Origin of the sequence: Catenuloplanes nepalensis (genome assembly GCF_030811575.1) — a bacterium.
Taxonomy (GTDB): domain Bacteria; phylum Actinomycetota; class Actinomycetes; order Mycobacteriales; family Micromonosporaceae; genus Catenuloplanes; species Catenuloplanes nepalensis.
Window position 1 is genome coordinate 6019308 of sequence record NZ_JAUSRA010000001.1, and the last position, 17795, is coordinate 6037102.

The window sequence follows — 17795 nt, forward strand, 5'->3', positions numbered from 1 at the left end:
GGTGGCTCGGCGGGCTCCACGCGCCCGCGAGCCGTCCCGGCCGGGAGCCCGGGGCGGTGTGCCGAGTCGCCGCCGGTGTGCGGGCTCATGCCGGCGTTCACAGCCGTGCGGCCGTGCCGCGGGCTGTCCCACTCGTGGAAGGAAGCCCTCATGCGCGCGAGATGGACGCGCCTCGCTCCCCTCGTCGCGGCCGGACTCGTGGCGGCCGCGCTCGTACCCCTGTCGAACGCACACGCGGAAGAACCGATCACGGTCGTGTCCAGCACGTTCGAGGACGGCACGGCCGGTGGCTGGGTCCCGCGCGGCGGCGAGACGGTCGCACCCGACGACACGGTCGCGCACGACGGCTCCGGCAGCCTCGCGATCACCGGCCGGACCCGCGCCTGGGAGGGCCCGGTCCTGGACCTGCTCGACACGGTCGAGAAGGGCACGCAATACACGATCTCCGCATGGGTACGCCTGGCGACCGGCTCGGACAGCGCACGGCTCAGCGTCGAGCGCCGCGTGGCCGGGGCCCCCTCCTACGACCAGGTCGTCGGCGACACCGCGCTCGCGGCCGGCAGCTGGGTCAACCTCACCGGGCGGTACACGCTTGCCACCGACGCCGACTACCTCACGCTCTACGTGGAGACCGCGTCCGGCACCGGTGACCTGCACATCGACGACGTGACGATCTCCTACGTGCCGGCCACGCCGATCCAGACGGACATCCCGTCGATCAAGGACGTGGTGAACGAGTTCCCGGTCGGCGCCGCGATCACGCCGGCCGCGCTGGCCGGCGAGCACGGCCGGCTGCTGGCCAAGCACTTCGACTCGGTCACGCCGGGCAACGCGCTGAAGTGGGACGCGACCGAGCCGTCCGAGGGCACGTTCCGGTTCACCGACGCGGACACGATGGTGGCGTTCGCGCAGGCCAACGGCATGGCGGTGCGCGGGCACACGCTGGTCTGGCACAACCAGACGCCGGCCTGGGTGTTCCTGGACTCAAGCGGCGCGCCGATGACCGCGACCCCGGCGAACAAGGCGCTGCTGCTGGCCCGGCTGGAGGCGCACATCCGCGCGGTGGTCGGCCACTACGGCGACGACATCGGAGTCTGGGACGTGGTCAACGAGGTGATCGACGAGTCTCAGTCCGACGGCTACCGGCGCAGCCGCTGGTACGAGATCGCCGGCCTGGACTACATCCGGACCGCGTTCCGGGTGGCCCGCGAGGTCGCGCCGGACGCCACGCTGGTGATCAACGACTACAACACGAACGTGCCGGCCAAGCGCGACAAGCTCTACAACCTGGTCGCGCTGCTGAAGAGCGAGGGCGTGCCGGTCGACGCGGTCGGGCACCAGATGCACGTCAACATCGACTGGCCGGCCACCGGCGAGGTCGAGGCGATGATCCAGAAGTTCGTCCCGCTGGGCGTGGAGCAGCAGATCACCGAGATGGACGTGTCCATCTACACCAGCAACTCCGAGTCGTTCCCGGCGCCGCCGGCGGACCGGCTGCTCAAGGTGGCGTACAAGTACCGCGACCTGTTCGCGCTCTACCGCCGGTACGCCGAGCAGATCACCTCCGTCACGGTCTGGGGGCTCGCGGACGACGACACCTGGCTGGACACGTTCCCGGTGACGCGCAAGGACGCGCCGCTGCTCTTCGACACCCGGTTGCAGGCGAAGGACGCGTACTGGGGCGTGGTGGACCCGTCCAGGATCGGCACGGTCGGCACGCCGGCACCCACCGCGAGCACCGGTCCCAGCCCTGGTGGAAGCGCCGGCGCCTGCACGGTCGCCTATCGGGTCACCGGGCAGTGGCCGGTCGCCTGCACCACCACCCCTTCATGATCGAGGCGTCCCCATGCCGTCAGCACGGCAGGGGGGCGCCTCGATCACGGGACGGGCAGGCCCCCGGCGGCACCCCGGGGGCCTGCCGCACCGCGTATAAAGGGCGGCATGGCCTGTTACGTGCTGCTGCCCAGCCCGTTCCTCGGGCCGGCCGTGTGGGAGCCGGTCGCGGCGCTGCTCGGCCCCGACGTGGTGGTCCCTGCCCCGCGCGGCGACACACCGGCGGAGATCGCGGCCTCGTTCGCGCGTCAGATTCCGTACCGTGACGATCTGGTCCTGGTCCCGCACAGCAACGCGGGCCTCTACGTGCCCGCGCTCGCGATCACCCGGGGCGCGCGCCGCCTGGTGTTCGCCGACGCGATCCTGCCGCCGCCCCGCGGCCGTACCCCCGTGGCGCCCGAAGGTTTTCAAGAGGCGCTCCGCGGCCTGGCCGGCGACGACGGCCGGTTGCCCCCGTGGACCGGCTGGTGGCCGCCGGACGCGGTCGATGCGCTCTTCCCTGACGCCGTGACCAGGGCGAACGTCGAGCGCGAGCAGTCGCGAATGCCGTTCGGCTATCTCACCGGGAGCGTGGACGCGCCCGCCGGCTGGGACGCGCGGCCCGCGGTCTACCTCGCGTTCGGCGACGCCTACGCGGACGAGGTCGCCGACGCGGGGCGCCGCGGCTGGCCGGTCCGCTCGTTCCGCGGCGGCCACCTGCACATGCTCGCCGACCCCGCCGGAGTGGCCGCCGCGATCGCCGAATCACCCCTGGGTGTTTGATGATCCCGACGGCCTGCGGCGAGGCCCGGACGACGCCTGGACCGCGCCTCGGCTCGCCGCGATCCATCGAACACGCCTGGTGAGCTGTGGCGTACGCCCGATGAGTCGCCCGCCGCCGCCGCGTGTTGCACACTGTCGGCCGTGATGGAAGACAGCGGGCCGTCCCACGCGCTCCTGCGGGCGGCCGTGCCCCGGCCGGTGCGGACCGCCGTGGTGGTCAACCCGGTGAAGGTCGCCGACCTCGGCGAGCACAGACGGCTGATCTGCGAGGGCCTGGCGATGGCCGGCTGGCCCGAGCCGCTCTGGCTGGAAACCACGCCGCAGGACCCGGGGATCGGTCAGGCACGCGCCGCGGTCGCGGCCGGTGCGGAGGTGGTCTTCGTGTCCGGCGGCGACGGCACGGTCCGGGCCGCGATCACCGGGCTGGCCGGGACCGGCGTGGCGATGGCCGTGCTGCCCTCCGGCACCGGCAACCTGCTGGCCGCGAACCTGGGGCTGGAGGGGCACGTGGGCGCGGCCGTGCAGGTGGTGCTGGACGGCGGCCGGCGGCTGATCGACGTCGGCGAGGTCGAGGAGAGCGGCGACTGCTTCGCGGTGATGGCCGGCATGGGCTTCGACGCGCAGATGCTGGCCGGCACGTCCGAGCGGGCGAAGAAGCGGATCGGCTGGTTCGCGTACCTGTTCGGCGCGGCCCGGCACATCCGGGACCGGCCGATGCGAGTGCGGATCAGGCTGGACGGCAACCGGGTGCTGGACCGGCGCGCGCGGACCGTGCTGATCGGCAACGTCGGCCGGTTGCAGGGTGGCGTGCGGCTGCTGGCCGACGCCGAACCGGACGACGGCCTGTTCAACGTGGCCGTGGTGACCGCGCGCAGCCTTCGGCAGTGGGTGGTGCTCGGCCTCGGCGTGCTGTACCGGTGGCGCCGGGTGCCGCGGATGGAGCTCTACACCGCGTCCGAGGTCGAGATCCGCAGCAACCGGGCGCAGCCGCGACAGCTGGACGGCGACCTGATCGCGCCGGCCGAGGTGCTGCGCGTCCATCTGCGGCCGAAGGCGCTGGTGCTGTGCGTGCCCCGGCCGGAGCGCGCCCGCGACCTGGCCGAGGGTGCCGACCGGGTGAGGGAGAGAGCATGAGCGCGTGCGTCCCATCGCGTGACCGCGGCGACGAGAGAAAGTCGGCATGAGCAGCACCAACCAGGTTCCCGAGACGCAGCAGATGTCCGGTGACGAGCTGTCCGCGGACGACGCCTGGCAGGCGCTGCGCGTCTACGGCCGCTGGCACCTGTTCCACGACGCGTTCGTCCGCTTCCGCTACGGCGACGGCTTCAGCCACTCACGCGCGCTCGCGCTGCAGCTGTGCCTCGCGGTGGTGCCGTTCCTGATCGCGCTCGCCGGTCTCGCCACCGACCTCGGCGCCGAGGAGGGCGGCCTGGTGGTGGCGGACACGATCCTGGCGCTCACCCCGGGCGCCAGCCACGACGTGGTCGCGGACCTGCTCACCGACGACGAGCGCACCGAGGAGGCCGGCGAGCTGGCGCTGACGCTCGGCCTGATCACCGGCATGGTGTCGCTGACCCAGACGATGGCGCAGATCGAGCGCGGCGCGAACCGGATCTACGGCGTCGAGCGCGACCGCCCGGCGCTGCTCAAGTACGCGCGCGCCACCGCGCTGGCCGTGCTGGCCGGCGTGCCCGCGCTGTTCGGCTTCCTCACGCTGGTGGCCGGCCGCCCGTTCGGCGACTCGATCGAGGGCCGTTACCCGGGTTGGGGCGACGAGTTCTCCGACGTCTGGGACGTGGTGCGCTGGCCGGCCAGCCTCGCCCTGGTGATCTTCGCGATCGGCGTGATCTTCCGGTTCGCGCCGCGCCGCCGCCAGCCCGGCCTGTCCTGGCTGCTCTTCGGCGCCACGCTGGCCACCGTCCTGTGGTGGGCGACCAGCCTGCTGCTCGCCGGGTACGTGCGCTTCTCCGGCGGCTTCGGCGAGACCTACGGCCCGCTGACCGGCATCATCGCGCTGCTCCTCTGGGCCAACCTGACCGGCATCGCGCTCTTCCTCGGCCTCGCGTTCGCGGCCCAGCTGGAGGCGGCCCGGGTCGGCGTGCCCGAACCGGCCGAGCCGGACCGCTGGGCGCCCTCCCCCAAGGACGAACGCCCGCACGCGCCACACCTCCCCACGCCACGATCCAGGAAACACCAGACCATCAAGGCCTCGCGGGTACGGTCGTTCAGCGCCGGATTCGCGGTCAAGCCGGACGGCAACCGCAAGCTCGTCCGCCCCCGCAAATTCCCGCCGGTGTAGCCGCACGCCGCGCCGGGTAGCAGACCGGCTCGTTCTTCCCCCGGAGGTCGAGCCAGATGGCGCTGACGGTCTCATGACCTACGACATCCGCAACGGCGGCGGCTCGCGGCTCGACGACATCCTCGGCAGCGACGCGCTCGCCGCCCTCTGCACCGGCTGCGGACCCATCACCGGCGGCATCGCCGAGTCCGCCTCCGACCACTACCCGGTCGTCGCCACGCTTGACCTCTCCTGGCCCGCCCCGTGACCGTGATCGGTTTACCCGCGTCGCAGCGCCCTCAGGGCGTGTTCGGCGGATCTTCGCCGGCCTGCGGCGTGATCCACCGAACGCGCTCTAGCCGTTGTTGATCCACTGGTCGAAGAGGCCCAGGCGGAGGAGGGCGTCGCGGGCGAGGAGGAAGCCGGCGATGCCGAGGACCCAGCCGAGCGTGCTGTCGCTGTGCTTGGCGAACCAGGCGCTGACGCGGGTCAGCAGCGGCTCGACGTGGTGGCGGGCCAGCGCGCGCACCGCGCCGAGCAGCAGCGCCGGCAGGACCATGACCACCACGTAGGCGCCGAGCACGGTCAGCCAGCCCGCGACCGGCAGGCCGGCGGTGGTGATCAGGCCGACCGCGGCCAGGTAGGGCAGCATCGTGGCGACCTCCAGCGCGGCCGCGCCGAGCCCGAGGCCGATCATCGCCGGGACCGTGGCGTTCTCGCCGGTCAGCCGCGCCTTCCAGCGGTCCGCCCGGCCCGGCCCGCGCTTCCGCTTCCCGTCGAAGCGGAAGCTGTACGCGAACAGTGCCACGCCGATCGCGAGCTGCGCCCAGTTGACCCACGTCGCGTCGGACAGACCGGCGAGCGCGGTGCTCGCCGCCTCCGCGCCGAGCACCAGGACCACGCCCACCAGCGCGTAGAAGATCGCGACGGTGGCCAGGTAGATCAGGAACCGGGAGGCCCGCACCTTCGGGGCCAGCAGCATCCAGATGGGAATCACCAGCGTGCCGATGCTGGTGCTGTCGATGAGCGCCAGCCCGGCCAGGCCGGCGAGCGTCAGCAGATCCACGAGCGTGTCCTTCCCCCGTTTATTTCGCACAGTCGTGTGAAAAACAAGGTAACACAGCCGTGCTAAAACAGATGCGTGCCGAGAATCGTGGACCACGAGCAGAGAAGACGGGAGCTGGCGGCCGCCGTCTGGCGGGTGATCGGACGCGAGGGCACCGGCGGCGTGTCGGTGCGGGCGGTCGCGGCCGAGTCCGGCTGGTCCACGGGCGCGATCAGGCACTACTTCTCGACCCAGGCGGAGCTGCTCACGTTCGCGGCGCACCTGATGATGGAGCGCGTGCCGGAACGCCTCCGCGCCCACCTGGACAACGTGGAGCTGACCCCGTTCGACCGAGTCGTCGCGGTGCTGGAGGAACTGCTGCCGCTCGACGAGGAGCGCCGGACCGAGGTGCTGGTCTTCGTCGCGGTCTCGGACCGCACGCTGCGCGCCCCCGGTCTGGACGCGGCCCGCGACGCGGCCTGGCACGGCACCCGCTACCTGTGCCGACTCTCGGTGGCGGGCCTCACCGGAACACAGTCGCCGGCCGAACTCACCGAGGCGCTGGCCGACCCGGACCTGGAGGCGCGCGCGGCCCGGCTGCACGTGATCGTGGACGGCCTGTCGCTGCAGGCGCTGATGTTCCCGGACCGCATGACTCCGTCCACCGCACGCGAGACGCTGAGCGACGCGCTGCGGGACATCACCCGGTGAGGTGCCGGCCCGTCGATCACGTCGGCGTACCGTGGAGATCGTGGAGAGCGCGGCGGTAACGGCCACGTGGTGGGGGCACGCCACGGTCTGGCTGGAGGACTCGGGGGTGCGGCTGCTCACCGACCCGCTGCTCGGCGACCGGCTGGCCCACCTGCGCCGCATGCGCGGTCCCCGCCCGGTGCTGCCCGGCCCGCCGGACGCGGTGCTCGTCTCCCACCTGCACGCCGATCACCTGGACATCCCGTCGCTGCGCCGGATCCCGCCGGACACGATCTTCGTGGTGCCGCGCGGCGCGACCGGCCTGATCCACCGTCGCCTCGGCGGCCACTACTCCGGCAACTGCGTCGAGCTCGCCGCCGGTGAGGAAACCAAGATCAAAGATGTGACGGTACGAGCGGTCCCCGCCGCCCACGACGGCGCCCGCGGTCCCTGGTCCCGCCTGCGCGGCGACGCGCTCGGCTTCCTGGTCGAGGGCTCGGCCCGCACCTGGTTCGCCGGCGACACCGGCCTGTTCGACGGCATGTCGCTGCTCGGCCCGGTCGACCTGGCGCTGGTCCCGGTCGGCGGCTGGGGCCCGAGCCTGCACCCGTCGCAGCACCTCGACCCGGCCGGCGGCGCCGAGGCGGTGCACCGGGTCGGCGCGGCCGAGGCGATCCCGATCCACTACGGCACGTTCTGGCCGGTCGGCATGGGCCGGGTCCGGCCGCACATGTTCCACTCGCCCGGCACCGAGTTCGCCCGGCTGGCCGGCGAGCGGATGCCGGACGTGCGCACCCACCTGCTCGCACCCGGCGAGACCGCGCACCTCGGAGTGTCGTGACGATCGGGCTCGGCGGGCTCGCCTCGCTGTTCGGTGTGGTCGCGTTCGGGGCGGTGCTGCCGATCGTGCCGACCGGTGCCGCGGTGAGCGGCGCCGCCGCGCTGGCCGCGCACGGCAACCCGGTCATGGTGGTGTTCGTGGTGCTGGCCGGCGCGCTCGGCGCGTACCTCGGCGATCTGATCACCTACGCGCTCTGCCGGTGGGGCGGCGAGGCGCTGGCCCGCCGGCTGCGCTGGCTGCGCGGCAACGCGCGGCTCGACAAGCTCGGCGTCGAGCTGCGGAGCCGTGAGGTGCCGGTGCTGCTGGTCTCCCGGCTGGTGCCCGGCGGCCGGATCCCGATGCTGCTGGCCGCGAGCGTGATCGGCGTGACCTGGCGGACGTTCCTCTACGCGAACGCGCCGGCCTGTCTGCTGTGGTCCGCGGTCTACGCCAGCGTCGGCCTGCTCGGCGGCACCGTCTTCCCGCGCCCGTGGGAGGGCGTGGCCGCCGCGATCGTGCTGGTCCTCGTGGTCACCCAGGTGGCCGGCTGGATCCACCGCCGCCGCGAAGCCGCCGCCTGATCCCGGGACCCGTGATCCCGGCGTGAGCGTGGTCAGTCGTCGAGGGCGGGTGGGCGGACGCCGAGCTTCTCCAGCCAGATGAGCAGCTGGCGGTGCACCGCGTCCGGGCCGTCGAACTCCTCGGACTCGCGGGCCCAGGCGGCCGGGTGCACCACCATCGCCTCGGTCTGCCAGCCGCCCAGCCCGCCGTGCGAGCCGACCAGCTCCTCGAACGCGGCCACGTCCTCGGTCGCGGGGTCGACCGGGCTGATCAGCACCAGGTCGCCGACGTGATCCATGCCCTGGTGGCGCAGCAGGTCGGCGCGGGCGCGGGGACCGTACGGCAGCAGCGGGTCCTCGCCTTCGACCGTACCCTCGGAAAGGTTCTGTGATCCTCTGGCTCCGTGCGCGACCGGGCCGGCGGCCTCGTCCACGACGAGCAGGCCGACGCCCGGATGGGCGATCAGACCCTCGACCAGCCCGGGGTACGCCGCGTCCAGCTCCTCGCGGGTGGCCTTGCCGGGCAGCCGGGGCAGGTAGACCATGGCCAGGTTGCCGGACGCGACGACCACCGACTCCGCGTCACCGGCCTCCACTTCGGACTTCTCGGCATCGGCCGGGCCGAGCGTGACCTGACCGTCCCCGGAGCGCTTGCGGGTGGCCGCACGGGTCGCGGCCGCGGTCGCGCCGGACCGGTTCGCGGCCTCGGTGAGCAGCGCGTTGACCGGACCCCACTGCTCGACCGGCGCGGTCGACGAGCGGGCCGGGCCGGCCGGCTCGACCGTGCCGGCGCGCGCGACCAGGCGCTGCACCACGTCCTCGATCCGTTCGCCGTGTCGCTGCCGGAACGTGGCGCCCTGCGCCTGCCCGTGGTCGGAGAGGATCACCAGGTGGTAGTCGCGGGGCGCGTCCGCGGCCAGCCGGTGCAGCACGCCGACCACCCGGTCCAGGCCCTCCAGCGAGTGCAGCGCCTCGTTGCGGGCCGGCCCGGCGTGGTGCGCCACCTCGTCGTAGTCCACGAAGTCGCAGTAGACGACCGGCGCGCCCTTGGCCATCTGCTCCGCGATCAGCGACACGTTCAGGTCGCGGAGCAGCACGTTCGTGGCCGGGCGCAACAGCAGGTAGTAGCCGCCCCGGCCGATCCGCGGCTGCACGTCGCGGCGGCGCTGCTGGCGGCTCTGCCACAGCTCCTTCATGATCTCGCCGAAGCCGAGCACGAGCGCGCGGGCCAGGCCGAACGTCATGAACGCGGCGTAGCCGGACGAGGACGGTCCGGGCAGCGCCGCGCGGGACACGGTGAGCAGGCAGGTCTCCGCGTCGCCGGGGAACACGTTGCTGATGCTGACGCCGCCGTCCCGGAGCAGCCCGCGGCCGGTGGAGAGGCGGCGCTCGATCTCGGCGGCGTCGCGCGGGCGGTTCGTCACCATCAGGCGGCGCCCGGCCTTCTCGTACCAGCGGAACGCGGGCACCTGACGCACGTCGCCGTAGAGGATGCCGGCCTGCACCGCGGGCGTGGTGGCCGGCACTCCGGTGTGGAACGACGCCAGCCGGTGCGAGCCGTCGCGCAGCCAGCGGCCCAGGTTCGGCAGGTTGCCGGCCCGCACGGCCCAGCGCAGCAGCGGCGCGGACACGCCGTCCAGCTGGACGATGAGCATGCCGTCCCGGTCGCAGTCGTCCGGGCGCGGGTGGCTGCGCCGCACGCGCGACATCAGGCGCATCGTCTCCAGCACGAACGTGTCGTCGGTGCCGGCGTCGACCACCCAGTTGACCACCGCGGCCAGGCCGAGCGCGATCCACGACGCGGCGAACGCGACCTCGAAGCCGGTGGCGCTCGCAGCCGGGTTGAGGCGCAGTGCGACGTACATGATGATCGCCTGCACCACCACGCCGAGCAGCAGCGCGCCGAGCCCGCCGAGCACGGTGGCCACCACCAGCAGCAGCGGGCGCAGCAGCGCGCCGACGCCGGTGACCAGCGCGACCAGCCAGAGCAACGCGATCAGGCCGCTGGCGTTGACGCCGGGGAGCAGCCAGAGCGTGGCCGCGAGCACCACGAACGACGTGGCCATCGAGCGCAGCAACGCGCGGAACCGGGGGACCGTGGGCCGCCAGTCGCGCAGCACCCGCATGCCCAGCCGGAGCCGGCCGGGTTCGGCCTGGTGCGGGCCGGGGCGCTCAAGCATCCCTGCACTGTGGCACAGCCGCGCGCGCCCGGCCGTCGCACGCGCGAGGGGTCGGCCACGATGGTGACCCGGCGCACACGTTTGCCCGTTCACACCGGGGCCGGGGACACTTGAGGTCCCATCCGGCATCGCGTTCTCGCCGTCCGGGTTGTGGCAAGAGGCGGGAGCGTGATGCCCGGGTTCGGCATCGCGTTCCGGCTGTCCGGTTCTGGCCGAGGAGAAGGTGGGCGATGACGGACGCGCAGGACCGCATCGAGCGTGAGCTGACGCTGCTGGTGCGGCGCACTCAGCGGATCCATCTGCGGCTGCCCGGCGTGGCGCGGCACGTGGACCGCTCCGCGTACAGCATTCTCGGCCGGCTCCACGACGACGGCCCGATGCGGCTGACCACGCTGGCCACGCTGTTCACGCTGGACGTCTCCACGGTCAGCCGCCAGGTGCAGGCGCTGCAGACCGAGGGCCTGATCAGCCGGTCAGCGGATCCGGGCGACCGTCGAGCCGCGCTGATCGAGATCACGGCGCACGGCACGGAGGTGCTGCTCGGCATGCGAGCGGCGCGCCGGGAGTTGTTGCGCGAGCTGACCGGCGAGTGGCCGGCCGAGGACCGGGAGCGGTTCGCGGACCTGCTGGAGCGCTTCAACGACGGCGTGGCGGATCGCCTGGGCGGTGCGCCGGATTCTTTGCCGCAGAAGGGTTTGATCCCCGAGTAACGGGTATTAGCGCCCGTCGCCACCACTACACCCGGAAAAGGTTCCATTCTAACTTTCCGTGTCCGACATGCCGGATTTTTTACGAAATCGTAGTGTAAATTACGCGACAGCGTTCACAAGGCGAAAATACGGGCTCTTTGCCGTCGAGGTACATAGTCTTTGCCTACCTGAGTGATCACGCAGTTACCTCCGGTCACTGCAAGTCCTCGGGTCGGCGTCGGACCGACTCCGGCACGTGTACTTCAGGAGCTCTCACCATGAAGATCACCATGGCCACCACCGGCCGCATCTCCCTGATGATCGCCACCGCCGCGTTCGGCGTCACCGCGGCCGCCGCGCCGGCCGCCGCCGGCTTCGGCCCGTCGTCCAGCACCACCAACAAGGCGGACATCGCCATCGTCGGTGGCGACGCCACCGCGTTCGGCGCGTGCATGAACTACGCCAAGGTCTACGCCAAGTGGGGCAAGAAGGCCCCGAAGAACCAGACCTGCAGCAACATCTCGTCCGCCCAGGGCGGCGGCGTGGTCCTGAAGGACGTGAACTTCAACGTTCTGCAGGACGCGTCCGGCGGCAAGGGCAAGAAGTACAACAGCGCGGACATCAAGATCGCCGGCGGCAACGCCACCGCGTACGCCGCCTGCGCGAACGTGCTCCAGGGCACCGCGACCGCCAAGAACAACCAGGACTGCGCCGCGATCGCGGACTCCAAGGGCGGCGACGTCAAGCTGACCAAGGTCGACTTCACGGTCATCCAGGGCAGCTGATCTCCCCGGTGAGGGCCGGGCGACCGGCCCTCACCACCTCTGCGGTTCTCCCCCGCCGCGCGGGCGGCACCGGCGCTCACCGGAGCCGTCCGCGTGGCGAGGAGACACCGTCCTCCTCGACTCGTCGGCAAGTGCGTGCACGGGCTCTCAGCGCACGCGCGCCCCTCGTGCCCGCAGTGAGCTTCTTCAACCTGGCGCACCCGGACCGTGGAGCGCCATGTCGGCCGGCCACACAGGCCAGGTTGAAATCGCTCAGTCCTGGAAGGAATGGCAGATGACCAATCCGTTCCGGGGCGCCCTCATGGCGGGCGCCTCGCTCTCCCTGACTCTGGCCGCCTCGTTCGCGCCCGGCGCGGCACAGGCGGCACCCCCGGCCACGCCACAGCCGTGGCCGGCCTGCACGATCAACGGCACCTCCGGCGGCGACAAGCTGCTCGGCACGACCGGCAAGGACGTCATCTGCGGCTTCGGCGGCGACGACATCCTGCTCGGCCTGGCCGGCAACGACATCCTGATCGGTGGCGCCGGCGACGACACGCTCGTCGGCGGCTCCGGCTGGGACACGCTCTACGGCGGCGCTGACGACGACCGGCTGCTGGCCGGGCCCGGCGGCGGAAAGGTGGACGGCGGCTCCGGCAAGGACCGGTGCCTCGGCCCCGGGAAGCACGCCTGGTACTCCGGCTGCGAACGCAAGTACGTCACGGGCGGCTGAGATGCGCACCCGTACCGTACCCGCGGCGGTCCTGATCGGTTCTCTGTCCGGTGGTGTGGCCGCGGCGGCCCCGGCAGTCGCGGCCGACCCGAAGCCGGCGTTCGCCGCGGACAGGACGTTCGCCACCTGGGACGGCACGCTGCTCAAGGTCGAGTTCCGGGAGACCGGGGCGGCACCGTGGTCGACCGGCCCGGTGTCGATCCGGGCCACCGGCCACATCGACGTCACCTGCGTGGGCGGCGGCGTCTCGCTCACCTCGCAGGCCTCCGCCGAGACCGAGGTCGTCTCCGAACACCGGGCCGACGGCTCCGGCGTACGCGTCGGCGAGCAGGTCATCGGCCTCGCCGTGCAGCCACCGGTGATCACCGGGCTCGACTGCCGTCCCACGCTCAGCCGCTCGTTCACCGTCACCGTGCAGGACCTCGCCACCGGCGCCGTGCAGACGCTCGCCGGACCCGCGACCTCCTCCGACACAGGGATCACACCATGAGACTGCAACACCTGACGCGCTTCGGCGCGGTCGCCTCCGGCGCGCTGGCGCTGGCGCTGGCCGTCACCGCGGCTCCGGCCTCGGCCGCGGACGCCGACATCATGCTCAAGGGCGGCGACGGCAACTCCACCGTGGTCTGCGGCAACGTCGCGGCGGCGCTCAGCCTGGCCAAGAAGGCCGGCTACAAGCTCCAGCTCAACAACTGCAAGGCGAACGCGGCCGGCGGCTCGGTGGGGCTCAGCAACCTCGAGATCTTCGTGTCGCAGTCCGCCGCGAAGACGAACGCGTCCGCGCTCGCCGCGCTGGACCGGGCCGCGAACATCACCGCGCTCGCGGCCGACAAGTGCGAGAACCACCGCGCCAAGAACACCGGTCAGATGACCAAGTGCTGGGCCACGGCCAAGGGCGGCAAGGTCTACCTGAACAACGTGACCGTGCAGAAGGGCAACGTGGCGCGGACGATCGCGGCCGGTTCCCTCGCCCGGACCGGCGTGCCGAAGGGCACGAACGGCGGCGCGGGCGCGAAGTGCTGGAACGTCGTCTCCGACAAGCTCAACCAGCGCGACGACTGCAACACGTTCGGCGGCGGCGCGGTGTGGGCGCTGAAGGGCGTCGACGTCAAGGGTTACAACGGCGAGGGCCTGCGGAAGAACGTCAGCATCGAGGTCCGCGGCGGCGACGCGAACAACTACGTGCTCTGCTTCAACACCACCGACGGCTCCGGCAAGGTCAAGCAGATCAACATCTGCTCGGCCGAGGGCAAGGGCGGCGACGTGACGCTGAAGAACATCAAGATCATCACGCTCTGACCCGTCGGGTACGGCTCGGCGCACCAGGCTCTCAGGCTTCACTCTCCGGTGGCCCCGGAGGTGGCCGGTGCGCCATCGGGAGCCCCGCCGGTCGCGGACCGATCGCTGCATCCGCGGCGACCGGCCCCCGATCGGCGGGGTTCTCGCATTTCTTGACTGTTACGTGGGTCACCTCTAGCGTTCTTATGAGTAACTAGTGTGCGCGATGCGAACACGGTTGGAGCGCTTACGTGACCGACACCCGGCACCTGCTGATAGACGGCGAACACCGGCCCGCCTCCGGCGGTCGCACGACCGAGGACCTCGATCCCTGGAGGGGTAGGCCGCTGGCGCTCGTCGCGGCCGCCGCACCCGCGGACGTCACCCGGGCGGTCGACGCCGCCCACGCCGCGTTCCCGGCCTGGGCCGCCACTCCCCCGTCCGCCCGCCGGAAGATCCTGAACCGGGCCGCGGACCTGCTCGAGGAGCGCGCGCACGAGGCCGCCACGCTGATGGGCGCGGAGACCGGCGGCCCGTTCGGCTGGGCGATGTTCAACGTCGGCCTGGCCACCGGCATGCTGCGCGAGGCCGCCGCGCTGGTCAGCACGCCGCTCGGCGAGGTGCTCGCCACCGACAACCCGGACGCGCTCGCGCTCGGCATACGCCAGCCGGCCGGCGTGGTCGCCGCGTTCGCGCCGTGGAACGCGCCGATCATCCTGGGCACCCGCGCGATCGCCACGCCGCTCGCGGTCGGCAACACCGTGGTGGTCAAGGCCAGCGAGGACGCGCCGCTGGTCGCCGCGCACTACCTCGCGGACCTGCTGCACGAGGCCGGCCTGCCACCCGGCGTGCTCAACGTGATCACCAACGACCGGGCGGACGCGGCCGCGATCGCGGAGACGCTGATCGCGGACGAGCGGGTGCGCCGGGTCAACTTCACCGGCTCCACCGGCGTCGGCCGCCGCATCGGCGAGCTGGCCGCGCGGCACCTCACACCGGCCGTGCTGGAGCTCGGCGGCAAGAACTCGATCCTGGTCCTGGACGACGCCGACCTCGAATACGCGGTGAACGCGGTCGCGTTCGGCGCCTACCTCAACGCCGGCCAGATCTGCATGTCCGCCGACCGGATCCTGGTGCACCGCGCGGTCGCGGACGAGTTCACCGCGCTGCTCGCCGCGAAGGCCGCCGCGCTCCCGGCCGGCGACCCGTCCGACCCGTCCACCGTGATCGGGCCGCTGATCAGCGAGGGCGCGGCCCGGCGCGTCGCCGCCCTGGTCGACGAGGCCGCCGGCCAGGGCGCGAAGGTCGTCGCCGGGGGCGGTGCGCCGGACCGGGCTCTCTACCCCGCCACCGTGCTGTCCGGCGTGGAACCGCACATGCGCATCCACTCGGAGGAGATCTTCGGGCCGGTCTGCACCGTGCTCACGGTCGACGACGCGGACCAGGCCGTCGCGATCGCGAACGACAGCCCGTACGGGCTGACCGCCGGCGTCCTCACCTCCGACCTGTCCCGCGGCCTCGACCTGGCCCGCCGCCTGCAGACCGGCATCGTCCACGTCAACGACCAGTCCGTCGACGACGAGCCGATCGCCCCGTTCGGCGGCGTCAAGGCCTCCGGCTACGGCCGGTTCGGCGGCCGGGCCGGCATCGACGCGTTCACCGACCTCCGCTGGATCACGCTCCAGCAGCGTCCGAAGCACTTCCCGTTCTGATCCCTACGGCGCGGGTTCCTACGGCGGGGGTTCCTACGGCGAGAGCTCGCCCTCCGCGAGCGCGACGAGGCGGTCGACCGTGGACGGAAGGTCCGCGTCCAGGATCGATGTCATGACCGGGGCCAGGAACAGGGCGGACGGCCCTCGGGTGGTCACCCGGAAGGTGACCGAGCGGGTGCCGTCGCCGTGCTCGGTGATCGTGTGCTGCCAGTCCATGGTGGCGCCGGCGGGCAGGTGGAAGCGGTCGGTGTAGTGACTGTCCGGCTCGCAGTCGCGGATCTCGAACCGCACCGATGGCTGGCCCTTGAGCGTGACCTCCCCGGTGGCGCCGGTGACGAACGGCCCGTCGAGATGGATCGACTCCAGGCCCTCGTCCCAGCGGGTCCGGCCGGGCACGTCCGCCCAGAGGTCCCAGATCCGGTCCGCGGGGGCGGTGGTCGCCCTGGTCACCGTGATGAGGTGGGTGCTGCGCAGGGTGCCCACCGCGGCCGGCGTTCCGGCGAGGATGAGCAGACCACCGAGACCGAACATCAGGATCTTCGTGGTACGTCGCATTGCCGATCACATCCTTAGACGCCGTTTCAGACGCTGTCTAAAACAGCGTCCCAGACGCGGTACGATTCCGCCATGGGCAACCGAGACGCGCTTCTGTCCGCCGCGCACAGCTGCGTGGTGACGAAGGGCTTCAACCACACGAGCGCGCGGGACGTCACCGCGGAGGCCGGCGTGAGCCTGGCCGCGATCGGCTATCACTTCGGTAGCACCGAGGCCCTGCTCACCGAGGCGGTCCTGCGCGGCATCGGCGACTGGGCGCAGGATCTGGGGCACCTTCTGACCGACGACCCGGCCCCCGCCGGCGAGACACCCCGGGAGCGCTTCACCCGGGTCTGGGCCGCCGTCCTCGCATCGTTCGAAGACCACCGCAAGATCCTGGCCGCGTCGTACGCCGTGATGGCCCGCGCCGACGACCTGCCGGACGTCCGCCGCCGCCTGTCCGAAGGCATCGACACGGCCCGCCGCACGCTGGCCACGCTGCTCGCCGGCATCGATCCGGCCACCGATCCGGAACGCACCCGCCAGGTCGGCTCCCTCTACTACGCCATCCTCGGCGGCCTGCTCACCCAGTGGCTCGTCGACCCCGACTCCACCCCGTCCGCCACCGACCTCACCGCGGCCCTGACCCACCTCAGGGTTTAGGGCGCGTTCGGTCGATCTTCACCGGCCTGCGACGTGGCCCAGGCGCCGCCCGGCCACACGTCGCAAAAGCCCACATACAACACCGGCAGCCTTCCGCCCGTCGCTCGCGGTCGATCTCCTGCCGGACCTCCATGCGCGCAGGCGACATGACACGAAATTCCGGACACGGAGGGTCACCCGATCCGCAAAGGAAGAGGCGGGTGAGCGCACCGCCAGGTGAGCGCACCGCAAGACGATGACCCGCGAACCGCAACCAAACAGAACGTGGGGTCCGGGGCTCGGCCCCGGGAAACACAGCGCCCGCGCGGGAGCAAACGGGCTGCACCACGCCGGAAGCGGGAAAGAGCCTTGATCCGCGAAACTCTCCGCCCCGGAAAACACGACGCCCACGGAAACACGGCGCCCACGGAAGGCACCACGCCGGAGGCGGGGAAGCAGGCCTTGGGTTCGCCGGAGGCTGCTGGAGGACGGTTGTCAGGCGGGGACGGATCTCTTCGCGGCCTGGATCTGTTCGTAGACGTGGGTGCGCAGTTCGGTGAAGCGGGGCAGCGCGCGCGTGTGCAGCTGGTCGCGGGAGGACGGCAGGTCGATGGCCAGGTCCTCGCGGACGACGGTCGGCGACGCCGACAGGATCAGCACGCGTTGCCCCAGGTAGACGGCCTCGTCGATGTCGTGGGTGACGAAGAGGACGGTGACGCCGAGGCGTTGCCAGAGGCCGCGGATCAGGTCCTCCAGGTCCGCGCGGGTCTGCGCGTCGACCGCGGCGAACGGTTCGTCCATCAGCAGCACGCGTGGCTCGTAGGCGAGCGCCCGGGCGATCGCGACCCGCTGCTGCATGCCGCCGGAGAGCTGCCAGGGGTACGCGGTGTGCGCGTCCGCGAGGCCGACCGCGGCGAGCGACGATGCGACCAGTTCACGGCGGCGGTCGCGGGCCAGGCCCTTCTGGCGCAGCGGCAGCTCGACGTTGGCGGCGACGCGGAGCCAGGGGAAGAGGCTGCGGCCGTACTCCTGGAAGACGACGGCCATGCCGGGCGGCGGCGCGGTCACCGGCGAGCCCGCGAACGTGACCGTGCCGGCCGACGGCGGGAGTAGTCCGGCGATGCACTTGAGCAGCGTGGTCTTGCCGCAGCCGGACGGGCCTACCAGGCAGGTCAGGTCGCCGTCCGCGACCGTGAACGTGAGGTCGCGGATCGCCTCGATGGTGCGGCCGTCGCCGGTGTAGGTCTTCCGCAGGCCGTTGACGTCGAGCATGGG

The 17795-nt window shown here is 72.2% G+C and carries 19 protein-coding genes; 15 read left to right on the forward strand and 4 right to left on the reverse strand.

The window, feature by feature from the left end; genetic code table 11:
• Nucleotides 1-150 precede the first annotated feature (150 nt).
• From J2S43_RS25710 to J2S43_RS25730, 5 genes are all read left to right on the forward strand, one after another.
• Nucleotides 151-1833, forward strand: coding sequence for an endo-1,4-beta-xylanase (locus tag J2S43_RS25710; RefSeq protein WP_306833419.1), 1683 nt, complete (start codon nucleotides 151-153; stop codon nucleotides 1831-1833).
• A 108-nt stretch (nucleotides 1834-1941) separates the two neighbouring features.
• The gene (locus J2S43_RS25715; RefSeq protein ID WP_306833421.1) at nucleotides 1942-2595 is read left to right on the forward strand and encodes a hypothetical protein; all 654 of its coding nucleotides are present in this window, start codon (nucleotides 1942-1944) and stop codon (nucleotides 2593-2595) included.
• Between the two features lie 144 nt (nucleotides 2596-2739).
• Nucleotides 2740-3729 carry a diacylglycerol/lipid kinase family protein gene (locus J2S43_RS25720; RefSeq protein ID WP_306839445.1) on the forward strand — a complete coding sequence of 330 codons (990 nt, stop codon included), beginning with the start codon at nucleotides 2740-2742 and terminating at the stop codon, nucleotides 3727-3729.
• 46 nt (nucleotides 3730-3775) lie between these two features.
• The gene (locus J2S43_RS25725) at nucleotides 3776-4894 is read left to right on the forward strand and encodes a YihY/virulence factor BrkB family protein (RefSeq protein WP_306833424.1); all 1119 of its coding nucleotides are present in this window, start codon (nucleotides 3776-3778) and stop codon (nucleotides 4892-4894) included.
• A gap of 73 nt (nucleotides 4895-4967) precedes the next feature.
• The gene (locus tag J2S43_RS25730) at nucleotides 4968-5141 is read left to right on the forward strand and encodes a hypothetical protein (RefSeq protein WP_306833425.1); all 174 of its coding nucleotides are present in this window, start codon (nucleotides 4968-4970) and stop codon (nucleotides 5139-5141) included.
• Nucleotides 5142-5228: 87 nt separating this feature from the next.
• Here the strand turns inward: J2S43_RS25730 and J2S43_RS25735 are convergent, their stop codons facing one another.
• Nucleotides 5229-5939 (reverse strand): GAP family protein, encoded by a 711-nt coding sequence (locus J2S43_RS25735; protein WP_306833427.1) that lies wholly within the window; start codon nucleotides 5937-5939, stop codon nucleotides 5229-5231.
• A gap of 75 nt (nucleotides 5940-6014) precedes the next feature.
• On the opposite strand from J2S43_RS25735, the gene J2S43_RS25740 reads away from it, so the two are divergent.
• The 3 genes from J2S43_RS25740 to J2S43_RS25750 are packed head-to-tail and all read left to right on the forward strand — an operon-like array spanning nucleotide 6015 to nucleotide 8009.
• Nucleotides 6015-6629, forward strand: a complete 615-nt coding sequence (locus tag J2S43_RS25740) for a TetR/AcrR family transcriptional regulator (RefSeq protein WP_306833428.1) — start codon at nucleotides 6015-6017, stop codon at nucleotides 6627-6629.
• 40 nt (nucleotides 6630-6669) lie between these two features.
• Nucleotides 6670-7449: an MBL fold metallo-hydrolase gene (locus J2S43_RS25745; protein WP_306833429.1), complete on the forward strand. Its 780-nt coding sequence runs from the start codon at nucleotides 6670-6672 to the stop codon at nucleotides 7447-7449.
• Nucleotides 7446-8009 (forward strand): DedA family protein, encoded by a 564-nt coding sequence (locus J2S43_RS25750; RefSeq protein ID WP_306833431.1) that lies wholly within the window; start codon nucleotides 7446-7448, stop codon nucleotides 8007-8009. Before J2S43_RS25745 ends, J2S43_RS25750 begins: the two co-directional genes overlap by 4 nt.
• 32 nt (nucleotides 8010-8041) lie before the next feature.
• Here J2S43_RS25750 and J2S43_RS25755 read toward each other — a convergent pair whose 3' ends face one another.
• Entirely contained in the window at nucleotides 8042-10168 is a 2127-nt protein-coding gene (locus tag J2S43_RS25755) for a phage holin family protein (protein ID WP_306833433.1), read from the reverse strand.
• 230 nt (nucleotides 10169-10398) lie between these two features.
• On the opposite strand from J2S43_RS25755, the gene J2S43_RS25760 reads away from it, so the two are divergent.
• The 6 genes from J2S43_RS25760 to J2S43_RS25785 all read left to right on the forward strand — a co-directional run bounded on the left by J2S43_RS25760 (nucleotide 10399) and on the right by J2S43_RS25785 (nucleotide 15344).
• Nucleotides 10399-10878, forward strand: a complete 480-nt coding sequence (locus J2S43_RS25760; protein ID WP_306833435.1) for a MarR family winged helix-turn-helix transcriptional regulator — start codon at nucleotides 10399-10401, stop codon at nucleotides 10876-10878.
• Nucleotides 10879-11135: 257 nt separating this feature from the next.
• On the forward strand, nucleotides 11136-11642 hold the full coding sequence (locus J2S43_RS25765) for a hypothetical protein (RefSeq protein WP_306833437.1): 507 nt from the start codon (nucleotides 11136-11138) through the stop codon (nucleotides 11640-11642).
• Between the two features lie 274 nt (nucleotides 11643-11916).
• Nucleotides 11917-12354 carry a calcium-binding protein gene (locus J2S43_RS25770; RefSeq protein WP_306833439.1) on the forward strand — a complete coding sequence of 146 codons (438 nt, stop codon included), beginning with the start codon at nucleotides 11917-11919 and terminating at the stop codon, nucleotides 12352-12354.
• A 1-nt stretch (nucleotide 12355) separates the two neighbouring features.
• Nucleotides 12356-12844: a hypothetical protein gene (locus J2S43_RS25775; protein WP_306833440.1), complete on the forward strand. Its 489-nt coding sequence runs from the start codon at nucleotides 12356-12358 to the stop codon at nucleotides 12842-12844.
• On the forward strand, nucleotides 12841-13653 hold the full coding sequence (locus tag J2S43_RS25780) for a hypothetical protein (protein ID WP_306833442.1): 813 nt from the start codon (nucleotides 12841-12843) through the stop codon (nucleotides 13651-13653). The genes J2S43_RS25775 and J2S43_RS25780 overlap by 4 nt, the downstream gene beginning before the upstream one ends.
• A 230-nt stretch (nucleotides 13654-13883) precedes the next feature.
• On the forward strand, nucleotides 13884-15344 hold the full coding sequence (locus tag J2S43_RS25785; RefSeq protein ID WP_306833444.1) for an aldehyde dehydrogenase family protein: 1461 nt from the start codon (nucleotides 13884-13886) through the stop codon (nucleotides 15342-15344).
• A gap of 33 nt (nucleotides 15345-15377) precedes the next feature.
• Here J2S43_RS25785 and J2S43_RS25790 read toward each other — a convergent pair whose 3' ends face one another.
• Nucleotides 15378-15899, reverse strand: coding sequence for an SRPBCC family protein (locus J2S43_RS25790; RefSeq protein ID WP_306833446.1), 522 nt, complete (start codon nucleotides 15897-15899; stop codon nucleotides 15378-15380).
• 72 nt (nucleotides 15900-15971) lie between these two features.
• On the opposite strand from J2S43_RS25790, the gene J2S43_RS25795 reads away from it, so the two are divergent.
• Nucleotides 15972-16541, forward strand: coding sequence for a TetR/AcrR family transcriptional regulator (locus tag J2S43_RS25795; protein WP_306833448.1), 570 nt, complete (start codon nucleotides 15972-15974; stop codon nucleotides 16539-16541).
• Nucleotides 16542-17015: 474 nt separating this feature from the next.
• Here J2S43_RS25795 and J2S43_RS25800 read toward each other — a convergent pair whose 3' ends face one another.
• Nucleotides 17016-17792, reverse strand: coding sequence for an ABC transporter ATP-binding protein (locus J2S43_RS25800; RefSeq protein ID WP_306833450.1), 777 nt, complete (start codon nucleotides 17790-17792; stop codon nucleotides 17016-17018).
• Nucleotides 17793-17795 lie beyond the last annotated feature (3 nt).